This window comes from Pseudomonas sp. SDO55104_S430 (genome assembly GCF_054070595.1).
Window position 1 is genome coordinate 19,301 of record NZ_JBSVXG010000045.1, and the last position, 15,406, is coordinate 34,706.

General features: G+C 57.7%; 20 protein-coding genes. 10 read left to right on the plus strand and 10 right to left on the minus strand.

The window, feature by feature from the left end; genetic code table 11:
- Window position 1: 1 nt before the first annotated feature.
- Complete coding sequence (locus ACW9JE_RS10980) at window positions 2-2,185, plus strand: LPD7 domain-containing protein (protein ID WP_044466209.1); 2,184 nt, start codon at window positions 2-4, stop codon at window positions 2,183-2,185.
- Complete coding sequence (locus tag ACW9JE_RS10985; protein WP_044466208.1) at window positions 2,182-2,811, plus strand: transglycosylase SLT domain-containing protein; 630 nt, start codon at window positions 2,182-2,184, stop codon at window positions 2,809-2,811. The genes ACW9JE_RS10980 and ACW9JE_RS10985 overlap by 4 nt, the downstream gene beginning before the upstream one ends.
- Before the next feature lie 47 nt (window positions 2,812-2,858).
- Here the strand turns inward: ACW9JE_RS10985 and ACW9JE_RS10990 are convergent, their stop codons facing one another.
- The 9 genes from ACW9JE_RS10990 to ACW9JE_RS11030 form a co-directional block, all read right to left on the minus strand.
- Window positions 2,859-3,410: a hypothetical protein gene (locus ACW9JE_RS10990; protein ID WP_044466207.1), complete on the minus strand. Its 552-nt coding sequence runs from the start codon at window positions 3,408-3,410 to the stop codon at window positions 2,859-2,861.
- A 107-nt stretch (window positions 3,411-3,517) separates the two neighbouring features.
- Window positions 3,518-3,751, minus strand: a complete 234-nt coding sequence (locus tag ACW9JE_RS10995; RefSeq protein WP_146034184.1) for a DUF3717 domain-containing protein — start codon at window positions 3,749-3,751, stop codon at window positions 3,518-3,520.
- Between the two features lie 461 nt (window positions 3,752-4,212).
- Window positions 4,213-4,848 (minus strand): recombinase family protein, encoded by a 636-nt coding sequence (locus ACW9JE_RS11000; RefSeq protein WP_044466206.1) that lies wholly within the window; start codon window positions 4,846-4,848, stop codon window positions 4,213-4,215.
- Window positions 4,849-5,056: 208 nt separating this feature from the next.
- The gene (locus ACW9JE_RS11005) at window positions 5,057-5,287 is read right to left on the minus strand and encodes a hypothetical protein (RefSeq protein ID WP_044466205.1); all 231 of its coding nucleotides are present in this window, start codon (window positions 5,285-5,287) and stop codon (window positions 5,057-5,059) included.
- Window positions 5,280-5,774 carry a hypothetical protein gene (locus ACW9JE_RS11010; RefSeq protein WP_044466204.1) on the minus strand — a complete coding sequence of 165 codons (495 nt, stop codon included), beginning with the start codon at window positions 5,772-5,774 and terminating at the stop codon, window positions 5,280-5,282. The genes ACW9JE_RS11005 and ACW9JE_RS11010 overlap by 8 nt, the downstream gene beginning before the upstream one ends.
- Complete coding sequence (locus tag ACW9JE_RS11015) at window positions 5,775-6,080, minus strand: hypothetical protein (protein WP_052506178.1); 306 nt, start codon at window positions 6,078-6,080, stop codon at window positions 5,775-5,777.
- On the minus strand, window positions 6,067-6,318 hold the full coding sequence (locus tag ACW9JE_RS11020) for a hypothetical protein (protein WP_102886371.1): 252 nt from the start codon (window positions 6,316-6,318) through the stop codon (window positions 6,067-6,069). The genes ACW9JE_RS11015 and ACW9JE_RS11020 overlap by 14 nt, the downstream gene beginning before the upstream one ends.
- Before the next feature lie 79 nt (window positions 6,319-6,397).
- Window positions 6,398-7,429: a relaxase/mobilization nuclease domain-containing protein gene (locus ACW9JE_RS11025; RefSeq protein ID WP_052506180.1), complete on the minus strand. Its 1,032-nt coding sequence runs from the start codon at window positions 7,427-7,429 to the stop codon at window positions 6,398-6,400.
- A complete protein-coding gene (locus ACW9JE_RS11030; protein ID WP_052506179.1) occupies window positions 7,416-7,973 on the minus strand; it encodes a plasmid mobilization relaxosome protein MobC in 558 nt (185 codons plus the stop codon). Before ACW9JE_RS11030 ends, ACW9JE_RS11025 begins: the two co-directional genes overlap by 14 nt.
- 518 nt (window positions 7,974-8,491) lie before the next feature.
- Between ACW9JE_RS11030 and ACW9JE_RS11035 the strand changes: the two genes are divergently transcribed.
- Together ACW9JE_RS11035 and ACW9JE_RS11040 are read left to right on the plus strand one after the other, a co-directional pair.
- Entirely contained in the window at window positions 8,492-9,205 is a 714-nt protein-coding gene (locus tag ACW9JE_RS11035) for a SprT-like domain-containing protein (RefSeq protein WP_044466229.1), read from the plus strand.
- 87 nt (window positions 9,206-9,292) lie between these two features.
- Window positions 9,293-9,778 carry a hypothetical protein gene (locus ACW9JE_RS11040; protein WP_044466228.1) on the plus strand — a complete coding sequence of 162 codons (486 nt, stop codon included), beginning with the start codon at window positions 9,293-9,295 and terminating at the stop codon, window positions 9,776-9,778.
- A gap of 14 nt (window positions 9,779-9,792) precedes the next feature.
- On the opposite strand, the gene ACW9JE_RS11045 is transcribed toward ACW9JE_RS11040, so the two are convergent.
- Complete coding sequence (locus tag ACW9JE_RS11045; protein WP_169886261.1) at window positions 9,793-10,095, minus strand: hypothetical protein; 303 nt, start codon at window positions 10,093-10,095, stop codon at window positions 9,793-9,795.
- A 300-nt stretch (window positions 10,096-10,395) separates the two neighbouring features.
- On the opposite strand from ACW9JE_RS11045, the gene ACW9JE_RS11050 reads away from it, so the two are divergent.
- The 6 genes from ACW9JE_RS11050 to ACW9JE_RS11075 all read left to right on the plus strand — a co-directional run.
- Window positions 10,396-10,665, plus strand: coding sequence for a type II toxin-antitoxin system RelB/DinJ family antitoxin (locus ACW9JE_RS11050; protein ID WP_252607707.1), 270 nt, complete (start codon window positions 10,396-10,398; stop codon window positions 10,663-10,665).
- Window positions 10,652-10,945 carry a type II toxin-antitoxin system YafQ family toxin gene (locus tag ACW9JE_RS11055; protein WP_457432754.1) on the plus strand — a complete coding sequence of 98 codons (294 nt, stop codon included), beginning with the start codon at window positions 10,652-10,654 and terminating at the stop codon, window positions 10,943-10,945. Before ACW9JE_RS11050 ends, ACW9JE_RS11055 begins: the two co-directional genes overlap by 14 nt.
- A complete protein-coding gene (locus ACW9JE_RS11060; protein ID WP_075806982.1) occupies window positions 10,903-11,220 on the plus strand; it encodes a DMT family transporter in 318 nt (105 codons plus the stop codon). Before ACW9JE_RS11055 ends, ACW9JE_RS11060 begins: the two co-directional genes overlap by 43 nt.
- A gap of 304 nt (window positions 11,221-11,524) precedes the next feature.
- Window positions 11,525-12,091: a recombinase family protein gene (locus tag ACW9JE_RS11065; protein WP_252607706.1), complete on the plus strand. Its 567-nt coding sequence runs from the start codon at window positions 11,525-11,527 to the stop codon at window positions 12,089-12,091.
- A 124-nt stretch (window positions 12,092-12,215) separates the two neighbouring features.
- Window positions 12,216-12,818: a recombinase family protein gene (locus tag ACW9JE_RS11070; RefSeq protein WP_010465829.1), complete on the plus strand. Its 603-nt coding sequence runs from the start codon at window positions 12,216-12,218 to the stop codon at window positions 12,816-12,818.
- A partial coding sequence (locus ACW9JE_RS11075) for a Tn3 family transposase (protein ID WP_457432755.1) occupies window positions 12,802-15,406 on the plus strand: 2,605 nt, incomplete at its 3' end. The genes ACW9JE_RS11070 and ACW9JE_RS11075, both read left to right, overlap by 17 nt.

Genomic DNA, 15,406 nt, shown 5'->3' on the forward strand with positions numbered 1-15,406 from the left:
TATGGCTACTAAAGCTGATAAAGAAGGTCTTGTAACGGCGCTGCGTGAAAACAACGTCGATACCGCATTGGCAATCATCGACTCGAATAAATCTCTGAGTGCGAACATGAAAGAGCCGCTAGATAATGGCGTGCCTCTTCTTCTTTCCGCCGTTCGTGGCCAACTTTCGACTGGCGAAAAAATCAATGGTCAAATGTTCCTGGAAGGACTGGTAGCACGTGGGGCAGACGTGAACATGCGTTTGCCTAGCGGAAAGACCGTTATGCACGATCCTGCGTTGACCCCGCAGGCGGCTAAGGTGCTGATCGAGGCCGGGGCCAACATCGAGGCGAAGGTTTCGAAATCGGACCTGGACGCTGGCCAGGTCAAGGGTGAAACCCCGCTCCTATCTGCCGTGAAGGCCGGTAATGCCGACGTGGCAAAGGCATTGATCGAGGCCGGGGCCAACGTCAATGCACGCGACCAGGACCGCATTACCCCCCTGCACGCGGCAGCAACCGCCAAGGATGGCCGCACGGCTAACCGCTTGATTGAAGCCGGGGCCGATATCAATGCCAAGACCGCCGACAAAGATAATCCTCTGTCGGCGGCCGACGCGCTCAAGCAGAACGGTATCCCCCTGATGGCCAAGGTTCCGGCTCCTGCTCCCGCACGCGAAAACAGCGTAGAGAGCGGCGTTTCCCGTGATGCTGAAATCGACCCAGAACTGTCCGCGCTGGTTGGCCAGCAACGCCAAAATTTGCGCACGGCTGCGCAGAATCCGCAGATGGACGCTACTGTCGTTCAGCAGCCCGCAGCTACGCCTGAGCTGGACAGCCAGGCCAAGGACTTTGCAAACCGACGCCGTGCGGATCTGGAAGCCCAGCGCGCCGCTCCAGTCCTGGAGTCGGCAGACGCTGAGGCACGTCTGTTTGCAGCCCGCCAGCGTGAGCGTGTACGCCTGGAGCGGGAAACGCTGGGCCTAGCTGAGCGCGCCCGTGAGCCGATTCCTCTGGCGGCCCCTGACAGCCGCGAATCAGCCGATGCGGGCCAACCCCTACGATTCAATAAAGAAGCCGTTACAGCGCGTGAGAAAGCCATTCCCGAGCACGTCAAACAACGGTTCGTGCAGGTGGACAACAAGTTCTATTTCCCCGACAAAACAGCGGCTTTCGATGACAAGGGCCAAAAGCTCGCCACTAAGAGCGAAAACCAGGAAGTGATTGCTTCCATGGTGGACATTGCTAAGGCGCGGGGCTGGGAGAAAATCACCGTTAAAGGCACCGAGGAATTCCGCCGTGCCGCTTGGCTGGAAGCCTCCATGAACGGCCTGGAAGTCAGCGGCTACCGTCCTACTGCTATCGAGAAAGCGCACCTGGCCAAGTTGGTCAAGGATACCGCCAAGGAAAACAGTCTAGAGGCTGGTACCGTGCGCGATAAGGACGCTGGCCAGCGTCCGACTAAATCACCTGCAGGTGATCGTCAGTCGCCAGGCCAGGCCGCCCCTGTCGCCGCTGTCGCCGCTGTCGCTGCCCTTAGCGCTGAACAGAGCAAGGGCGAACGTGGCCCCGATGTTGCCCGGCTCAAGGACTTCAGCATTCGCGACGGTGTGACGACTGGGCAACTGCTCGAGCACGGTAAAGCCCCTTACCAATTCAACGACAAGAAAGACCAGAGCTATTACGTCAAGGTCGCGACCGAGGCGGGCGAACAGGTGGTTTGGGGCAAAGACCTGGAGCGAGCCATGCGAGATAGCCAGGCCAAGCCTGGGGAAACCATCGCGTTGGAAAAGGTGGCCAGCAAGGACGTTACCGCCAAGGAAAAAGTATTCGATGACCAAGGCCAGCAGATTGGAACCCGCGAAATCGACGCGATCCGCAATACCTGGAAAGTGGGGTCGGTCGATAAGGCGCAAGCCTTCGTATACGGCGACCGCAGCGAAGTGGTCGGTAAGCACCCGGAATTGGCCCCGGCCTATGGCACCGTAGCGGCGGCGCACAAGTTTGCCGAACGCCAATGGCCGAACAACAAGGAAGAACAAGAACGGTTCGTAGCGGTCGCGCAGCTGGCCATGGCTGAACGCATCGCGCACGGCGATCCAGTACCGGCGCCTAAGATCCGCGAAGCCCAGCTGGTCAAACAGCAGGGGAAGGAACAGGAACAAGCGGAGCCACGTAATGCCAAGCAACGGGAGGCCGCCCGTTGAGGCGCCTTTCCTTTGCGTTCCTCCTGCTCTCGGTACTGGTTGCCCCTGGGGTGGCCAGCGCCGGGGCGCAGGCCGAGGAACAGATTTCCGCATCGGTTCGTGCGGGTTTAAGCCTGGCCGTCAGTGACCAGGCCGCCCCGGACGGATCTTTTCTTTCCGTAGCAGCGAAGGAAGCTTGGCTAGCTGCCCAGCTTCCTCGCTTGGTTGATTGGGTGCCAAACCCTGGCGAGCGGGAAAAGCTCTTGCTGGCCGTTCACTATGAGGCGATAAGAGCGGGCCTTGACCCTGAAATGGTCTTGGGTCTTCTGTACGTGGAAAGTCGGTTCCGCAAATATGCGGTATCCAGCGCCGGTGCTAGGGGCTACATGCAAGTCATGCCGTTTTGGCTGAACGTGGTTGATCGGCCTACCGACAACCTGTTTCACCTGCGCACAAACCTACGGTACGGCTGCGCAATCCTACGTCACTACTTGGATACCGAGGGCGGTGACTTGTTCTTGGCTTTAGGTCGGTACAACGGCAGTCGCGGCCAGCGCGAATATCCCGACCTGGTTCTGAAAGCTTGGAAGCAGTACCAGCTTCCGGCTAGGTCCGAACCTGCTACCCAATATGCCTCGGCAAAATAAAAAAGCCCCGTTATCCGGGGCTTTTTTCTGTGTTCGTATGCAGCTACTTAGAGTTGCATCCTGCGGCGATTTTCCTCACTAACCGCCGTACTGATTAAAGCAAGCAGACGCTCTACTGGCGCCTCTACGGCTTGGCCGAGATACCGCACAGGGCTTACGTCGTAGGTCTTGCCATTCGCCGCCACCTGGAGCACGTATTGCCAAGTGCTCACATCGTCGCCAATGGCAATGCCAGGCATTGGGTGGACTTCTTCGATAGACGACAGGCGAATCCAGCGACGGGCACCTGCGTACCGATCTGGCAGGCGCTTGTCCTCCGCTGGTGTTACCTGGAGCCAAATTGCCGGAGAACCTTGGGTAACTATGCCGTCGCCACCTAAACGGTCGAGAATCACGCCCATCACGCTTGCAAAGGTCTTGTCGCTCATGTCCCGGATTTCCGGTACCGACTCCGCAAGTTCTTCACGGCGGACCGTTAGCAGATGTTCGTAAAGGTCATCAGGAGATAATTCCCGAGGCGTGACCTTGCTAATGTCGTTCTTAATCGCGGTGATTACTTTGGTGGCTGTGGTCTGCCAACTGGTGGTTTCGTCTGTCATGCTTACGTTTCCTCTCCGATTAACTACAACATTTAGTGTCGATCGCCGTTGCCGGCAGCTGCTTTGAACACTAGATGTTGTGTATGGCTCCCTGGCGTTCGCCGGGGCTATTCTGCCTTGTTCCACCGTTCAAACGCGGCGATGATCGCCGGATTGATATCAGCGGTGGCGGTAGAATCCTTGCGGAAATGCAGCATCAGGCCGAACAAATCGGCCATCAAAGCTGCGTCCGGATGTAGACAGTGGCCGTTGCCACTAGCGGGGTGCTGATCGCAACAACGCACCAACGCGTCTTGCAAGTCTGCACGGGTGATGATGCTGACAGTAACAGTCGCGGTCATGGCGGCTATCCTCATGAGGCTTTAATGATCCCTTCTCGGCCCATGCGCCCCGGGCCGATGGTCCTTGGCCTGGTTGAACGCAAACTGCAAGCTATCAAGGAATCGCGATGGCTGGAACGCGCAAAATGCTTGCACGTCTTCGGAAGGGAGCAGGGCTAAGTCACAAACTCGGGTGCCCTTTACGCGCTCTATAACCGCTGCTACCTGACTAGTAGGCATGGACAGCCCCCTTCTTGCGGAGGCTACGACGAACACGCTCTACGCAAATCTTGCCGCGTGCGTGCAAATCGACCCAGTGGGAACAACCGTTGATAGTGCCCTGGTAGATCACCTGGCCGTTCGCGTCCAGGACGTTAAAAAGCTGAGGTTTTGCGCGGTTCATAGATGCGTCTCCTAACAGAATACGCATTTATGATACGACACTTTTGGCAAAAGTGTCAGTGCAAATTACCAATAATCAGCTATTCAGATATTGATTTATTGTTGAGTTCAGCGCGAATGCGATAGACTGTGGCTATGCCTACATCGCAAAGCTTGGCGATATCGGCCATGGCCAGGTTCTCTTTCAGGCGCCGTTCAACGGCGGCCCACTTGGCCTGGTTGCGGCCCCTTCCCCCCACTGGCTCCCCTCTCCTTCTCTTGTTGGCCAGTCCCTCCCGTATTCGCTCCACACGCTTCTCCTGGTCGATCCTGGCTTGCGTGGCCATCAAGTCCAGTAACAGGTCATTGATAACCGAAAGGAGTTGGCTGGTAACGTCACTGCCTCCGATCAGCAGATGCGTAGTAGGCAAGTCCGCGACAACCAACCGCATGCCTTTGTCTTCGATCATTTGACGCAACCTGCGCCAGTCGGCACGGGATAGCCTGGACAGCCGGTCAACGCTCTCGCATAGCAACACGTCGCCCGGTTCCGCTTCATCCAGCAGCTTGGCCAATGCAGGCCGATCAATCTTGGTACCGGATATGGAATCCGCGTATACCCCAACAATAGATAGCTGACGCTCCGCCGCGAATTGTTCCAGGGCGAACCTGGCTCGTTGCTCGTCCTGGTCTTTGGTACTCGCCCGCAGGTAAAGGCGGCATTGACTATTTATCATTTGACCTCAACATTAAAAGCTTAACGATAACCTATCGTTAGACTAGGTATTTGCGGGCAAATGATAAATCAATCTGCGTTCTTTCGGCACTCTCGTTTGGGTAGACCTATTTAATAACGACACCGGCATGCCAGGGGCGATAGTCCACCTGGTCGCCGGGATTCGGGATGAGAACGCACGCTGATTAGCGGCAAGTTGCTTAGGAGGGTTACCCGCGCTTGACGGGGTGAGGATCTGGCAAGCGCGTGTTGAACTGTTCTGATACATGGGCACAGCCGATATCGACGCGAATGTCCAAGGCTTCGCCGGAATACCAAACATCACTGCCCTGGATTCGCACGGCTCGTTCGCGCAGCCACTGGTAACGATCCGCGATGCGCTCCAGTTGTTCCAAATACGCCGGGTCAACCTCGATCATGGACACTACGTCGTTAGCCATGGCTGCCTTCATTTTCTTTCCGTAGCAGCGCTGTATCCATGATTGGGGTTGCGCTGATTTCACCGTCTGCTGGCACGCCGAGAACAAGCCGCATCAGGTGGCCTTTGCGTTTGGAAAATTGATTCTGATAGCCAAACCGGATCAGGCCGAAACACCCCCCAAAAATCACAGCTGCCAATGACGCAGAGGCACCTAAAAGCGCTGTTTGCATAAAGAGTGCTGCTGCATCTGCTTTAACTTGGTCGTTGAACCACATAGGAGAAGATGCAGCGGTAAACAGGCCAAAACCGAACGCAGCGAAAGGGGTTAGCTGGGCAGCACAGGAAAGACCTCGAACTACGCAGCAGCCAAGCTCAATACCTTGAGCTAGCCATATTCTCTTGTCCCGCATCACGTTTTGATCGATCTTAGTCAGGACTGCACTTTCGATCTTCCCTACAGTGACGCCGTTAACCATTACATTCCAGCTGTCGATTTGTTTGTCCATTTACAAGTCTCCTTGCCGTAAGGCCGTTTCATGATTTGTTCGGAAATCTACATGCTCCAGCTCTATATCATCCCGTGGCGTCCCATAGTACGCGATAAGGCCATCACGCAAGGCAATGGCAGGGATGCCATAGCCACAATTGGAATGCTGCTCCACTAAACCGCCTTCATCCACCAGGCGCCATTCATAGCTGCCATTGGCCCCGTCGCCAAACACTTCAATGCTGAAACCGGAATCGCACTTTACGGTCATCAGCGTTTTAACGTCGGTGGTGTAATTCAAAGCAAGGAATTCACGGCGTCTCATGATCGACCTCCGAGGCGGTTTGCGATGGCTTGAGTTGCTGTCCGCGAATTTTACGTGCGCCGCTCCATACAAAGAAGGCACCAAATGCGATTGCGAACAGGTAGTAGCAGGACATTTTCAAATCCCAATCGGTCACGGTAGCCAGGAAGGCCCACAAGCCGAGTAGTGCCGTGCCGGTTCCTACAATGATGTTGATCCAGGCCAATACCACTTGGCCCATGCTGAGCTTCTGTTTCATGCTCCCTCCGGGGGTTAGGCGGTGCAAATCCATGCCCTACAGATAACACAAAAGTGCTCATACAGAAAAGCCATTTCTGTTAACGCTCTTTCTCGTCTCGATCTGGCGCGGTTTGCTCTTGACCGCGATCCTTCCCGCGACCTTCCTTGACCTTCTGAACAATGGCCTTCTTGATTGCGTGCCGCTCGGTTTCCGGTCGAGGCATTGAAGCCGCATGTTGGCGAATAGCTTGGGCCAGGTCCGCGTCCCCTTCCGCTTCATAGCTATTTGCGGCCTGGAGCATTTCACGCAGCGTCTTTTGCCGCCGGTTGATAATGGCTTTCTCCCACGGCTTTAACTCCGTGTCGCCATCATTCAATTCCTTCGCTGCTTGCTTAATCTTCTCGGCTTGAACAAGTGAAGCCCCGCGTTGTTCTAGGTGATATATAGCTGCGGTCTTGCCCTTCCTGGTAACACCTCGCACCGATCTTGGCGTAGCGTTGGCTTCAATGCCCCTATCTCTAAGCTGCTCTGCGAAGGTTTCCCGCCAGGCCTGCAAGGTCGCTTTGCGAATGTGTAGGCGTCTCCCGTCATACCCTTCGGCTTTGATGATTAAGTGCACATGCGGGTGTGGTGGAGCATCCTTGTGCGGGTCCGTTTCCGGGGTATGCAGAACCATTGCATATTGGTGTTTCCCGTAAAGCGTTTCCCGTGCAAAGCCCTGCGCCGCTGCCAGTACCTTCTGTGGATCTGTTCCAGCAGGCATGGACAGCACGACATTGAAAGCCTGTTTGAGTTTGCCCTGCCCCTTCGATAAGTCCATGTCCCAAGAGTCGAACAAGTCGCCCACTTGATCCTTGCCCCGGATCAGTTCGCCCTGGTCATTAACCATGTCGAGCTTTCCATTTCGGGATATGTAATCGAAGTGAGCTTTTACGTGCTGGCTCGTCTTACCGCCGCCCGATACCCGAACCATGACTTCAGGCACCTTACTTACCGTGCGCCAAGCCTGAGCCTTTGCCGCGCCCTTCCCTAGCGTCAGTCTCTGGCCTTTTGGCTTGCGGTGCCCAAAGGCGAATTCAATATTGTGTTCTTGATCGCGGGAGAACCCGCCCGCGTCATTGCTCGCCATCGTTCATCCCCCAATAGTCCAGGTTACTTTTCACCAGACGTTTGACGAACTGCCGGTGCAAGTCGATGACCTTGTGCATGGTTTCCCACTGCACAGCATGAGCCTGGTTTGCATGATCCAGGCTCACATTGAGAGCACGGGCAATCTGGTTGACGTTACGCCCAAGCGCCGAAAGCTGCATGGTCACTTGCCTTAGCTCCAGCAATTCTTTCTCGCTGAATCTCGGTTCACTTGAGAGATGCACGCGGAAAAGCTGGGCCAGGTATTTGGACCTTGACCAGCCCATTTCCCCTGCCAGTTGTTCCAGCGCCCTCCCTTCCGACGGCGCCAGTGGAACATCCACCCGTGCTTTCGCTTTCCCTACTTCGGCAGGTTCGGCCTTGGCAATCGCAGAAGGCTCGGGCGATGGCCTCTGTAGAAATGCCTCCACCAGCTTTTCCAGCAGCGCGGCTGTCGTCATGTTCAATGACGCCGCTCGCTCGTCAAACAGGCTTTTCGTGTCTGGCTGTATCCGCGCCGATAGGAGCGGTTTCTTTGATGGCATGGCTTCTGCCCCTCCCGCAGTTCGAAGAACGAGGACCGCAGGGCGCATAGCGCCCGAGGACGTGCGCACCGAAGGTGCTGCACCTTTCGACGATTAGTCTATCCTGCATTAGCTCCTACACCAAGCCACTTTTTTGCCATGGCAAAAAAGGGCATCCACCTCTACGGAAACGTAGAGGTGGCAATCGCGGGATAGGCTTTTGGCCGCGCAGAGCGCGGCCCGCCCCCCCGCCTGGTCGCCTGCACCATTTTTTGGATTGTACAAACCAGAACCGATAGCGCTGCCTGGTCGTCGCATTTGCTACTACGGAAAACAAATTTCGACGGCGGGCGCGGATCTGGTTTTTGATCTCCCCGAATCGAGCGCAGCCGGGCCGGTGGGGGGCTTCTGAGGTGGCGTTGTGTCGGGTTGGAAAACTTTGTCATGACAAATTTTTGGTTTGTACATACCAAAATAATGGATTGTACAAACCAAACATATGCTATAATTGGTTTGTACAATCCAAAGGAGATTGGCCAATGATGATTCCCACGAAAGACGCCTATGACGAACTAGACCGAGCCTACGCGCATTTCAACGCGGAGCTATTCAACGGCCAGTTGCCTCCCTGCCTAATCACGCTCCAGCGCGAGAAAAAGACCTACGGCTATTTTTCGGCTGAGCGTTTTTTTAACCAGGGTGACAAATCGACTACCGATGAAATTGCGTTGAACCCGGCATATTTCGGAATCATCCCTCTGAAAGAGGTGATGCAAACGGTGGTGCATGAAATGGTGCATTTGTGGCAGCACCACTTCGGTAAGCCAGGCCGCCGCCGCTATCACAACCGGGAGTGGGGCGACAAAATGAAAGCCGTGGGTCTGATGCCCAGCGATACCGGCAAACCAGGGGGAAAGCAAACCGGGGAACGTATGGCCGACTACCCCATAGAAGGTGGGGCATTCGAACAGGCTTTAGAAAAGTTGCTGGCCACGTCCTTCAAAATCACCTGGGCTGACCAACGTCCTGGGCGTCATGTACCCGCCGAACTCCTGCAAGCTGCTTTAGAAGGGGCGGTGGACGGAGTAGACCCGGAGAACATCCAGGCCCCCGAACTGACGGAACCGGCACCATCCAAGCAGACCCGCGCCAAATATAGTTGCGCCTGTGAAACCAAAATCAACGTATGGGCCAAGCCTGGCTTGCACCTGATCTGCGGGGAATGCTCACAGCGATTCCAAGAGGTTGAATAGCCCGGCAACCTCGCCGGGCGACGCTTTAGCCTATACCCTAATGTATATATGTGTTAGGGTATAGCTATAGACCCCTGAGAAGCCGCCATGCAGATTCCAGAACGCGAAGCCCTGTTGCACGTCTATGAAACGGAAGTCAAAGCCGCTTATGACGAACTGCTGGAACGGTTCCTGTTCAACCGTAGCGGTGGCGTTGAGACGTTACGGCATATAGCGGGGCGGTGTGGGGCCCAGGTAGCAGCCGCGCACAAGCGTTGCAAACGAGAGCTAATGTTTGCGGCACTCAAAGCCGCCCGCGACGATGGGTTAGACATAACCCCAACGGTCGCGGAGCACCTATGCACCCGGCTGATAGGCCGAGGGGTTGCGCTGCGTGCCGCTCTAGTGACTTTCGGCACACCTGGTCGGACAGCGGCGACGAAATCCACCGTCGGCCAGGCAGACTTAGCCGACTTCGAAGCCGCGCTAGCCCCGCAGGTACAGTCGCTCATAGATGAAATGACGACGATCCGCGAGCGGTACAAGGATGAGTACGACGACCGCGCAAGAGAGGCCGTGAAGAAATCTAAATAGAGTGCCAGTGCCATTTACCGTGGCGGTTTGGTTGATGGCTCGTGACCTAGCCGCCGCGTTAGCTGGACCAGGCCGACAATCTGCTGCCGCATGTACTGGCCGTGCGTCTCCAGTTCCTCTACCCGGTGTTCAAGCTCCCATGCCCGACGATAAAGCCGCTGGTTAATAGCGATTACGCGTTGCAGCGCCGAACGCTCGCGGTCGCTTATGTCTCCCATGTCAAAGCCTCGGCCTTCCAGCTGGTCGAGAATGTCGGCGGGCACCTCCGGCAACTGCTCGTCATCGGGGTTGGGGGAGCAACGGAACAGAAAGTGCACTTAAGCTCAGTCGCTGCCCCGCAAACCCTTGTAACGTCTGGACAGTTTCGAAAAACGACCGTTTTATGAAACCGTTTCAGCGAGCACTAGGAATGTCATTTTCAGAAGACGACTGCACCAGTTCACGGGGCGGGCCGCCCGGTGTGCAGCCGACTTCTGAACGGGCCGTGTTAGCAGTCCTATGCACGAAGTGCCGCAAGGGGCCGGAATTGCTCAGAAATCCCCTGCACGATGCGGCCTTGGCGTGTAGTCGCATTGTGACTACGATATGGGTATCTGAACCGTTCCCGGAGAATTGCCATGAGCACCACTGCCGACACCTACGTCCGCGCCCGCATCGACACCAACACCAAGGAGCGCGCCGCCACCGCGCTTGAAGCAATGGGCCTGTCAATTTCCGACGCCATCCGCCTGCTGATGCTGCGCATCGCCGACGAACATCGCCTGCCCTTCGATGTGAAGGTGCCCAATGCCACCACCAAGAAGGCCATTGCCGAGCTGGAAGCGGGCAAGGGCAAGAAGTTCACCAGCGTGGACGATCTGATGGCGGATTTGCATGCGGACGATTGACCGTTCCTCCGCGTTCAAACGCGATTACAAGCGCGAGGCCAAGGGCCTGCACCGCGCCACGCTTGATGACGCGCTCAAGCCGGTACTGGTCGCGCTGGCGAGCGATCAGCCCCTCGATGCGCGCTACCGCGATCACGACCTTTCCGGCGATTGGGCGGGCTACCGTGAATGCCACATCAAGCCCGATCTGCTAATGTTAGCGCTTACCGTTTCCACACCAGCAGAAGGAGGAATGCCATGGCTTGGGTTTATTTGCTTCTCGCAGGAGCTTTTGAAATAGGCTGGCCTGTCGGTCTCAAAATGGCGCAAGAAGCTGAAACAAGAGTCACCGGCATCATTGTTGCCGTGGCCTTTATGGCGATTAGCGGGTTTCTCTTATGGCTTGCGCAAAAAGAGATCCCGATTGGCACCTCTTATGCAATTTGGACGGGCATCGGTGCTGCGGGTACGTTCGTTGTTGGCGTTCTTTTTTATGGTGATCCAAGCAGCATCGGGCGCTACTTTGGCGTCGCACTAATCGTTGCAGGTGTTGCAACCCTTAAACTCTCCCACTAAAACCGTCTATGTTGTTCCAGCGCGCTAACCCGGCGCTCAACCTCGCTCCTTTCAGTCGCTGGACGCTGCGCGATAAAGCCGCGCAGCGCCGGTTAGCTCTACGATCTACCGCAAGTCCGATTCCGACACCCTGCGCTTGGCGCGGCTTGGCTCGCACAGCGAGCTTTTCGGCTGACGCCAGCCGCCGCCTTGTCCCTCAAACGACCGTTAGCCGGTCAACCCCAATTCTGTCCGACAACCTCTTTCCGAATGGCTTATCGGACACTAAGATAGCCGGACGGAAGAACGGACAAAGGGGTGGTTGATGGCACTGATCGGCTATGCGCGGGTTTCGACGGTAGAGCAGGACACAGCCTTGCAGGTGGATGCGCTGCGCAAGGCAGGCTGCGAGCGGATTTTTGAGGACACGGCATCTGGGGCCAAGACCGACCGGCCTGGCCTAGCCGATGCGCTGGCCTATCTGCGGGACGGGGATGTGCTGGCCGTCTGGCGCTTGGATCGGCTCGGGCGCTCGTTGCCGCATCTGATCGAGACCATCGGCGCACTGGAAGCGCGGGGCGTCGGGTTCCGGTCGTTGACGGAAGCCATTGACACCACCACGCCAGGCGGTCGGCTCATCTTCCACGTGTTCGGCGCGCTGGGCCAGTTCGAGCGCGATCTGATCCGCGAGCGCACCAGGGCCGGGTTGACTGCTGCGGCGGCCAGAGGGCGCAAGGGCGGCAGAAAGCCGGTGGTCACCGCCGAGAAGTTGCAGCGGGCGCGGGAGCACATCGCCAACGGGCTGAATGTCCGGGAGGTCGCTACACGGCTCAAGGTGAGCAAGACGGCCCTATATGCCGCGCTGCAATCTACCAGTGCAGCCGACTCCTGATATTTCGTGCTACCGCCTTCTGAAAGCGACAGTGCTACCTGTGCAACACCCCCTCAAAAATGTACGGAAAACTCTATCGCTATTCACTATTATGCGGAAACCTGTTTTTGATGGTTATCCGCCTATGTTGGTTGGCTACATGCGCGTGTCGTCGGACTCCGACCGCCAGAGCACGGACTTGCAGCGCGACGCGCTGCTCGCCGCCGGCGTCGATCCGCGTCACCTGTTTGAGGATCGTGCCTCTGGCGCGAAGGATGACCGTGCCGGCTTGGCGCGGGCGCTTGAGTTCGTTCGAGCCGGCGATGTGCTGGTGGTGTGGAAACTCGACCGGCTCGGTCGCTCGCTGTCGCACCTGCTCGCCATTGTGACTTCGCTCAAGGACAAGCGGGTGGCGTTCCGCTCGCTGACAGAGAACCTGGACACTACGACGCCCTCGGGCGAATTCCTGTTCCAGGTGTTCGGTGCGCTCGCGCAGTACGAGCGCGCCTTGATTCAGGAGCGCGTCGTCGCGGGCTTGGCCGCCGCACGCAAACGCGGCCGGATCGGCGGCCGGCCGCAGGCGATCACTGGTGAGAAGCTGGACGCCATCGTCGCCGCGCTCGATGGCGGCATGTCTAAGGCGGCGGTGTGCCGCAACTTCAATGTCAAGCGCACTACGTTGATCGAAACATTGACGCGAGCAGGTTGGCGTGGTGCGGGAAGGACGGTCGATGAGCAACAAGAATAAGCTACTCACCGTCTTTTCTGACGCAGAGCAGGAAGCCTTGTACCGCCTACCGGACTTCGACGATGCTCAGCGGCTGGAATACCTGGCGTTGGCCGAATCTGAACTGGCGTTCGCCAGCAGCCGGCCTAGCCTGCAGGCCCAAGTCTATTGCGTCTTGCAGATCGGCTACTTCAAGGCCAAGCATGCTTTCTTCCGCTTCGATTGGCATGAGGTCGAGGACGATTGCGCCTTCGTGCTGAGTCGCTATTTCCACGGCGAAGCGTTCGAACGCAAGGCGATCACCAAGCATGAGCACTACAGCCAGAGGGGTCAGATCGCCGAACTGTTCGGCTACCGGTCGTGGGCGGCTAGCTTCCTGCCGCAACTGGCACAGCAGGCTGAACAGATCGTGCGGCGCGACGTAATGCCAGGATTCGTGGCCGCCGAACTGATCGTTTGGCTCAGCGAGCACAAAATCATCCGGCCCGGCCACACCACCTTACAAGAGCTGGTCAGTGAAGCCCTGTCCACCGAACGCAGGCGCTTGGGCGGCTTGCTGGCAGAAGTGTTGGACGAATCGGCCAAAGCTGCGCTGGGCCAGCTCCTGGTGCGTGACGACACCCTGTCTCAACTGGCAGCGCTCAAGCAGGACGCTAAAGATTTCGGCTGGCGTCAGATGGCAGGGGAGCGCGAGAAGCGCGCCACGCTGAAGTCCTTGCACGGGATCGCCAAGGCGCTGCTGCCCAAGCTCGGCATCTCGCAGCAGAACCTGCTGTACTACGCGAGCCTGGCGAACTTCTATACCGTCCATGACCTGCGCCACCTGAAGGCGGAGCAGACCCGGCTCTACCTGCTGTGCTATGCCTGGGTACGTTACCGGCAGCTCACCGACAACCTGGTCGACGCGATGGCCTTCCACATGAAAAAACTTGAGGACGAGAGCCGCACGGGTGCGAAACAGTCCTTTGTCGCCGAACAGCTGCGACGCCATCAGGAAACGCCGCAGGTTGGCCGCCTGCTGTCGCTGTACGTGGACGACAGCGTGGCCGATCCGACGCCGTTCGGCGAGGTGCGCCAACGCGCCTACAAAATCATGTCCAGGGAATTGCTGCAAAACACGGCGCAGCGCATGAGCGTCAAGCCACTGAACAAACTGGCGCTGCACTGGCAGGCGGTGGACGGCCTGGCCGAACGCATTCGACGCCATCTACGGCCGCTGTACGTCGCGCTCGACTTCGCCGGCACGGCCCCCGATAACCCATGGCTCGCGGCGCTGACTTGGGCCAAGAGCGTGTTCGCCAAGCAGCAGCGCCTATCACAACGGCCACTCGACGAATGTCCGGCGGCAACGCTGCCGAAACGCTTGCGTCCGTACCTGCTGATGTTCGATGCCGAAGGCACGCCGACAGGCCTGCATGCCGATCGTTACGAATTCTGGCTTTACCGTCAGGTCAGGAAACGCTTCCAGGCGGGCGAGCTCTACATTGACGACAGCTTGCAGCACCGGCATTTGTCCGACGAGTTGGTTTCGATGGACGAGAAAGCCGCCGTGCTCGCGCAGATGGACATCCCCTTCCTGCGGCAGCCGGTCAGTGCCCAGCTCGATGCACTGGCGGCCGAGTTGCGTGCGCAATGGGTGGCGTTCAATCGCGAGCTGAAACAGGGCAAGCTGACGCACCTGGAATACGACAAGGACACGCAGAGACTGACCTGGCGCAAGCCCAAGGGGGAGAACCAGAAGGCGCGCGAGCAAGCTCTCTACGAGCAACTGCCATACTGCGATGTCGCCGACGTGTTTCGCTTCGTCAACGGCCAGTGCCAGTTCCTGTCGGCGCTGACACCATTGCAGCCACGCTATGCGAAGAAGGTAGCCGACGCCGACAGTCTGATGGCGGTGATCATTGCCCAAGCCATGAACCACGGCAACCAGGTTATGGCACGTACCAGCGACATCCCGTACCACGTCCTGGAGAGTACCTACCAGCAGTACCTGCGCCAGGCGACGCTACATGTGGCCAACGATTGCATCAGCAACGCCATCGCCGCACTGCCGATCTTCCCGCATTACTCGTTCGACCTCGATTCGTTGTACGGTGCCGTTGATGGGCAGAAATTCGGCGTCGAGCGACCAACTGTGAAGGCGCGCTACTCGCGCAAATATTTCGGCCGCGGCAAGGGCGTCGTCGCCTACACGCTGCTGTGCAATCACGTGCCGTTGAACGGCTACCTGATAGGCGCACACGAGTACGAGGCTCACCACGTGTTCGACATCTGGTACCGCAACACGTCGGACATCGTGCCGAGCGCGATCACCGGCGACATGCACAGCATCAACAAGGCCAACTTCGCCATCCTGCACTGGTTCGGACTTCGTTTCGAGCCGCGCTTCACCGACCTCGACGACCAGTTGCAGGAGCTGTATTGCGCCGATGATCTGGCATTGTACGAGAAATGCCTGATCCGGCCGGCTGGCCAGATCGACCGGCAACTCATCGTCGGTGAGAAGGCGAACATCGACCGAATCGTCGCCACACTGGGCCTGAAGGAAATGACGCAGGGCACGCTGATCCGCAAGCTGTGCACCTATACGGCGCCGAACCCGACGCGGC

Excerpts from the sequence above, each read along its gene's own strand:
- ACW9JE_RS10980 (WP_044466209.1), top strand. The coding sequence starts at position 2 with ATGGCTACTAAAGCTGATAAAGAAGGTCTTGTAACGGCGCTGCGTGAA.
- ACW9JE_RS10990 (WP_044466207.1), bottom strand. The coding sequence starts at position 3,410 with ATGACAGACGAAACCACCAGTTGGCAGACCACAGCCACCAAAGTAATC.
- ACW9JE_RS10995 (WP_146034184.1), bottom strand. The coding sequence starts at position 3,751 with ATGACCGCGACTGTTACTGTCAGCATCATCACCCGTGCAGACTTGCAA.
- ACW9JE_RS11000 (WP_044466206.1), bottom strand. The coding sequence starts at position 4,848 with ATGATAAATAGTCAATGCCGCCTTTACCTGCGGGCGAGTACCAAAGAC.
- ACW9JE_RS11005 (WP_044466205.1), bottom strand. The coding sequence starts at position 5,287 with ATGGCTAACGACGTAGTGTCCATGATCGAGGTTGACCCGGCGTATTTG.
- ACW9JE_RS11010 (WP_044466204.1), bottom strand. The coding sequence starts at position 5,774 with ATGGACAAACAAATCGACAGCTGGAATGTAATGGTTAACGGCGTCACT.
- ACW9JE_RS11015 (WP_052506178.1), bottom strand. The coding sequence starts at position 6,080 with ATGAGACGCCGTGAATTCCTTGCTTTGAATTACACCACCGACGTTAAA.
- ACW9JE_RS11020 (WP_102886371.1), bottom strand. The coding sequence starts at position 6,318 with ATGAAACAGAAGCTCAGCATGGGCCAAGTGGTATTGGCCTGGATCAAC.
- ACW9JE_RS11025 (WP_052506180.1), bottom strand. The coding sequence starts at position 7,429 with ATGGCGAGCAATGACGCGGGCGGGTTCTCCCGCGATCAAGAACACAAT.
- ACW9JE_RS11030 (WP_052506179.1), bottom strand. The coding sequence starts at position 7,973 with ATGCCATCAAAGAAACCGCTCCTATCGGCGCGGATACAGCCAGACACG.
- ACW9JE_RS11035 (WP_044466229.1), top strand. The coding sequence starts at position 8,492 with ATGATGATTCCCACGAAAGACGCCTATGACGAACTAGACCGAGCCTAC.
- ACW9JE_RS11040 (WP_044466228.1), top strand. The coding sequence starts at position 9,293 with ATGCAGATTCCAGAACGCGAAGCCCTGTTGCACGTCTATGAAACGGAA.
- ACW9JE_RS11050 (WP_252607707.1), top strand. The coding sequence starts at position 10,396 with ATGAGCACCACTGCCGACACCTACGTCCGCGCCCGCATCGACACCAAC.
- ACW9JE_RS11055 (WP_457432754.1), top strand. The coding sequence starts at position 10,652 with ATGCGGACGATTGACCGTTCCTCCGCGTTCAAACGCGATTACAAGCGC.
- ACW9JE_RS11060 (WP_075806982.1), top strand. The coding sequence starts at position 10,903 with ATGGCTTGGGTTTATTTGCTTCTCGCAGGAGCTTTTGAAATAGGCTGG.
- ACW9JE_RS11065 (WP_252607706.1), top strand. The coding sequence starts at position 11,525 with ATGGCACTGATCGGCTATGCGCGGGTTTCGACGGTAGAGCAGGACACA.
- ACW9JE_RS11070 (WP_010465829.1), top strand. The coding sequence starts at position 12,216 with ATGTTGGTTGGCTACATGCGCGTGTCGTCGGACTCCGACCGCCAGAGC.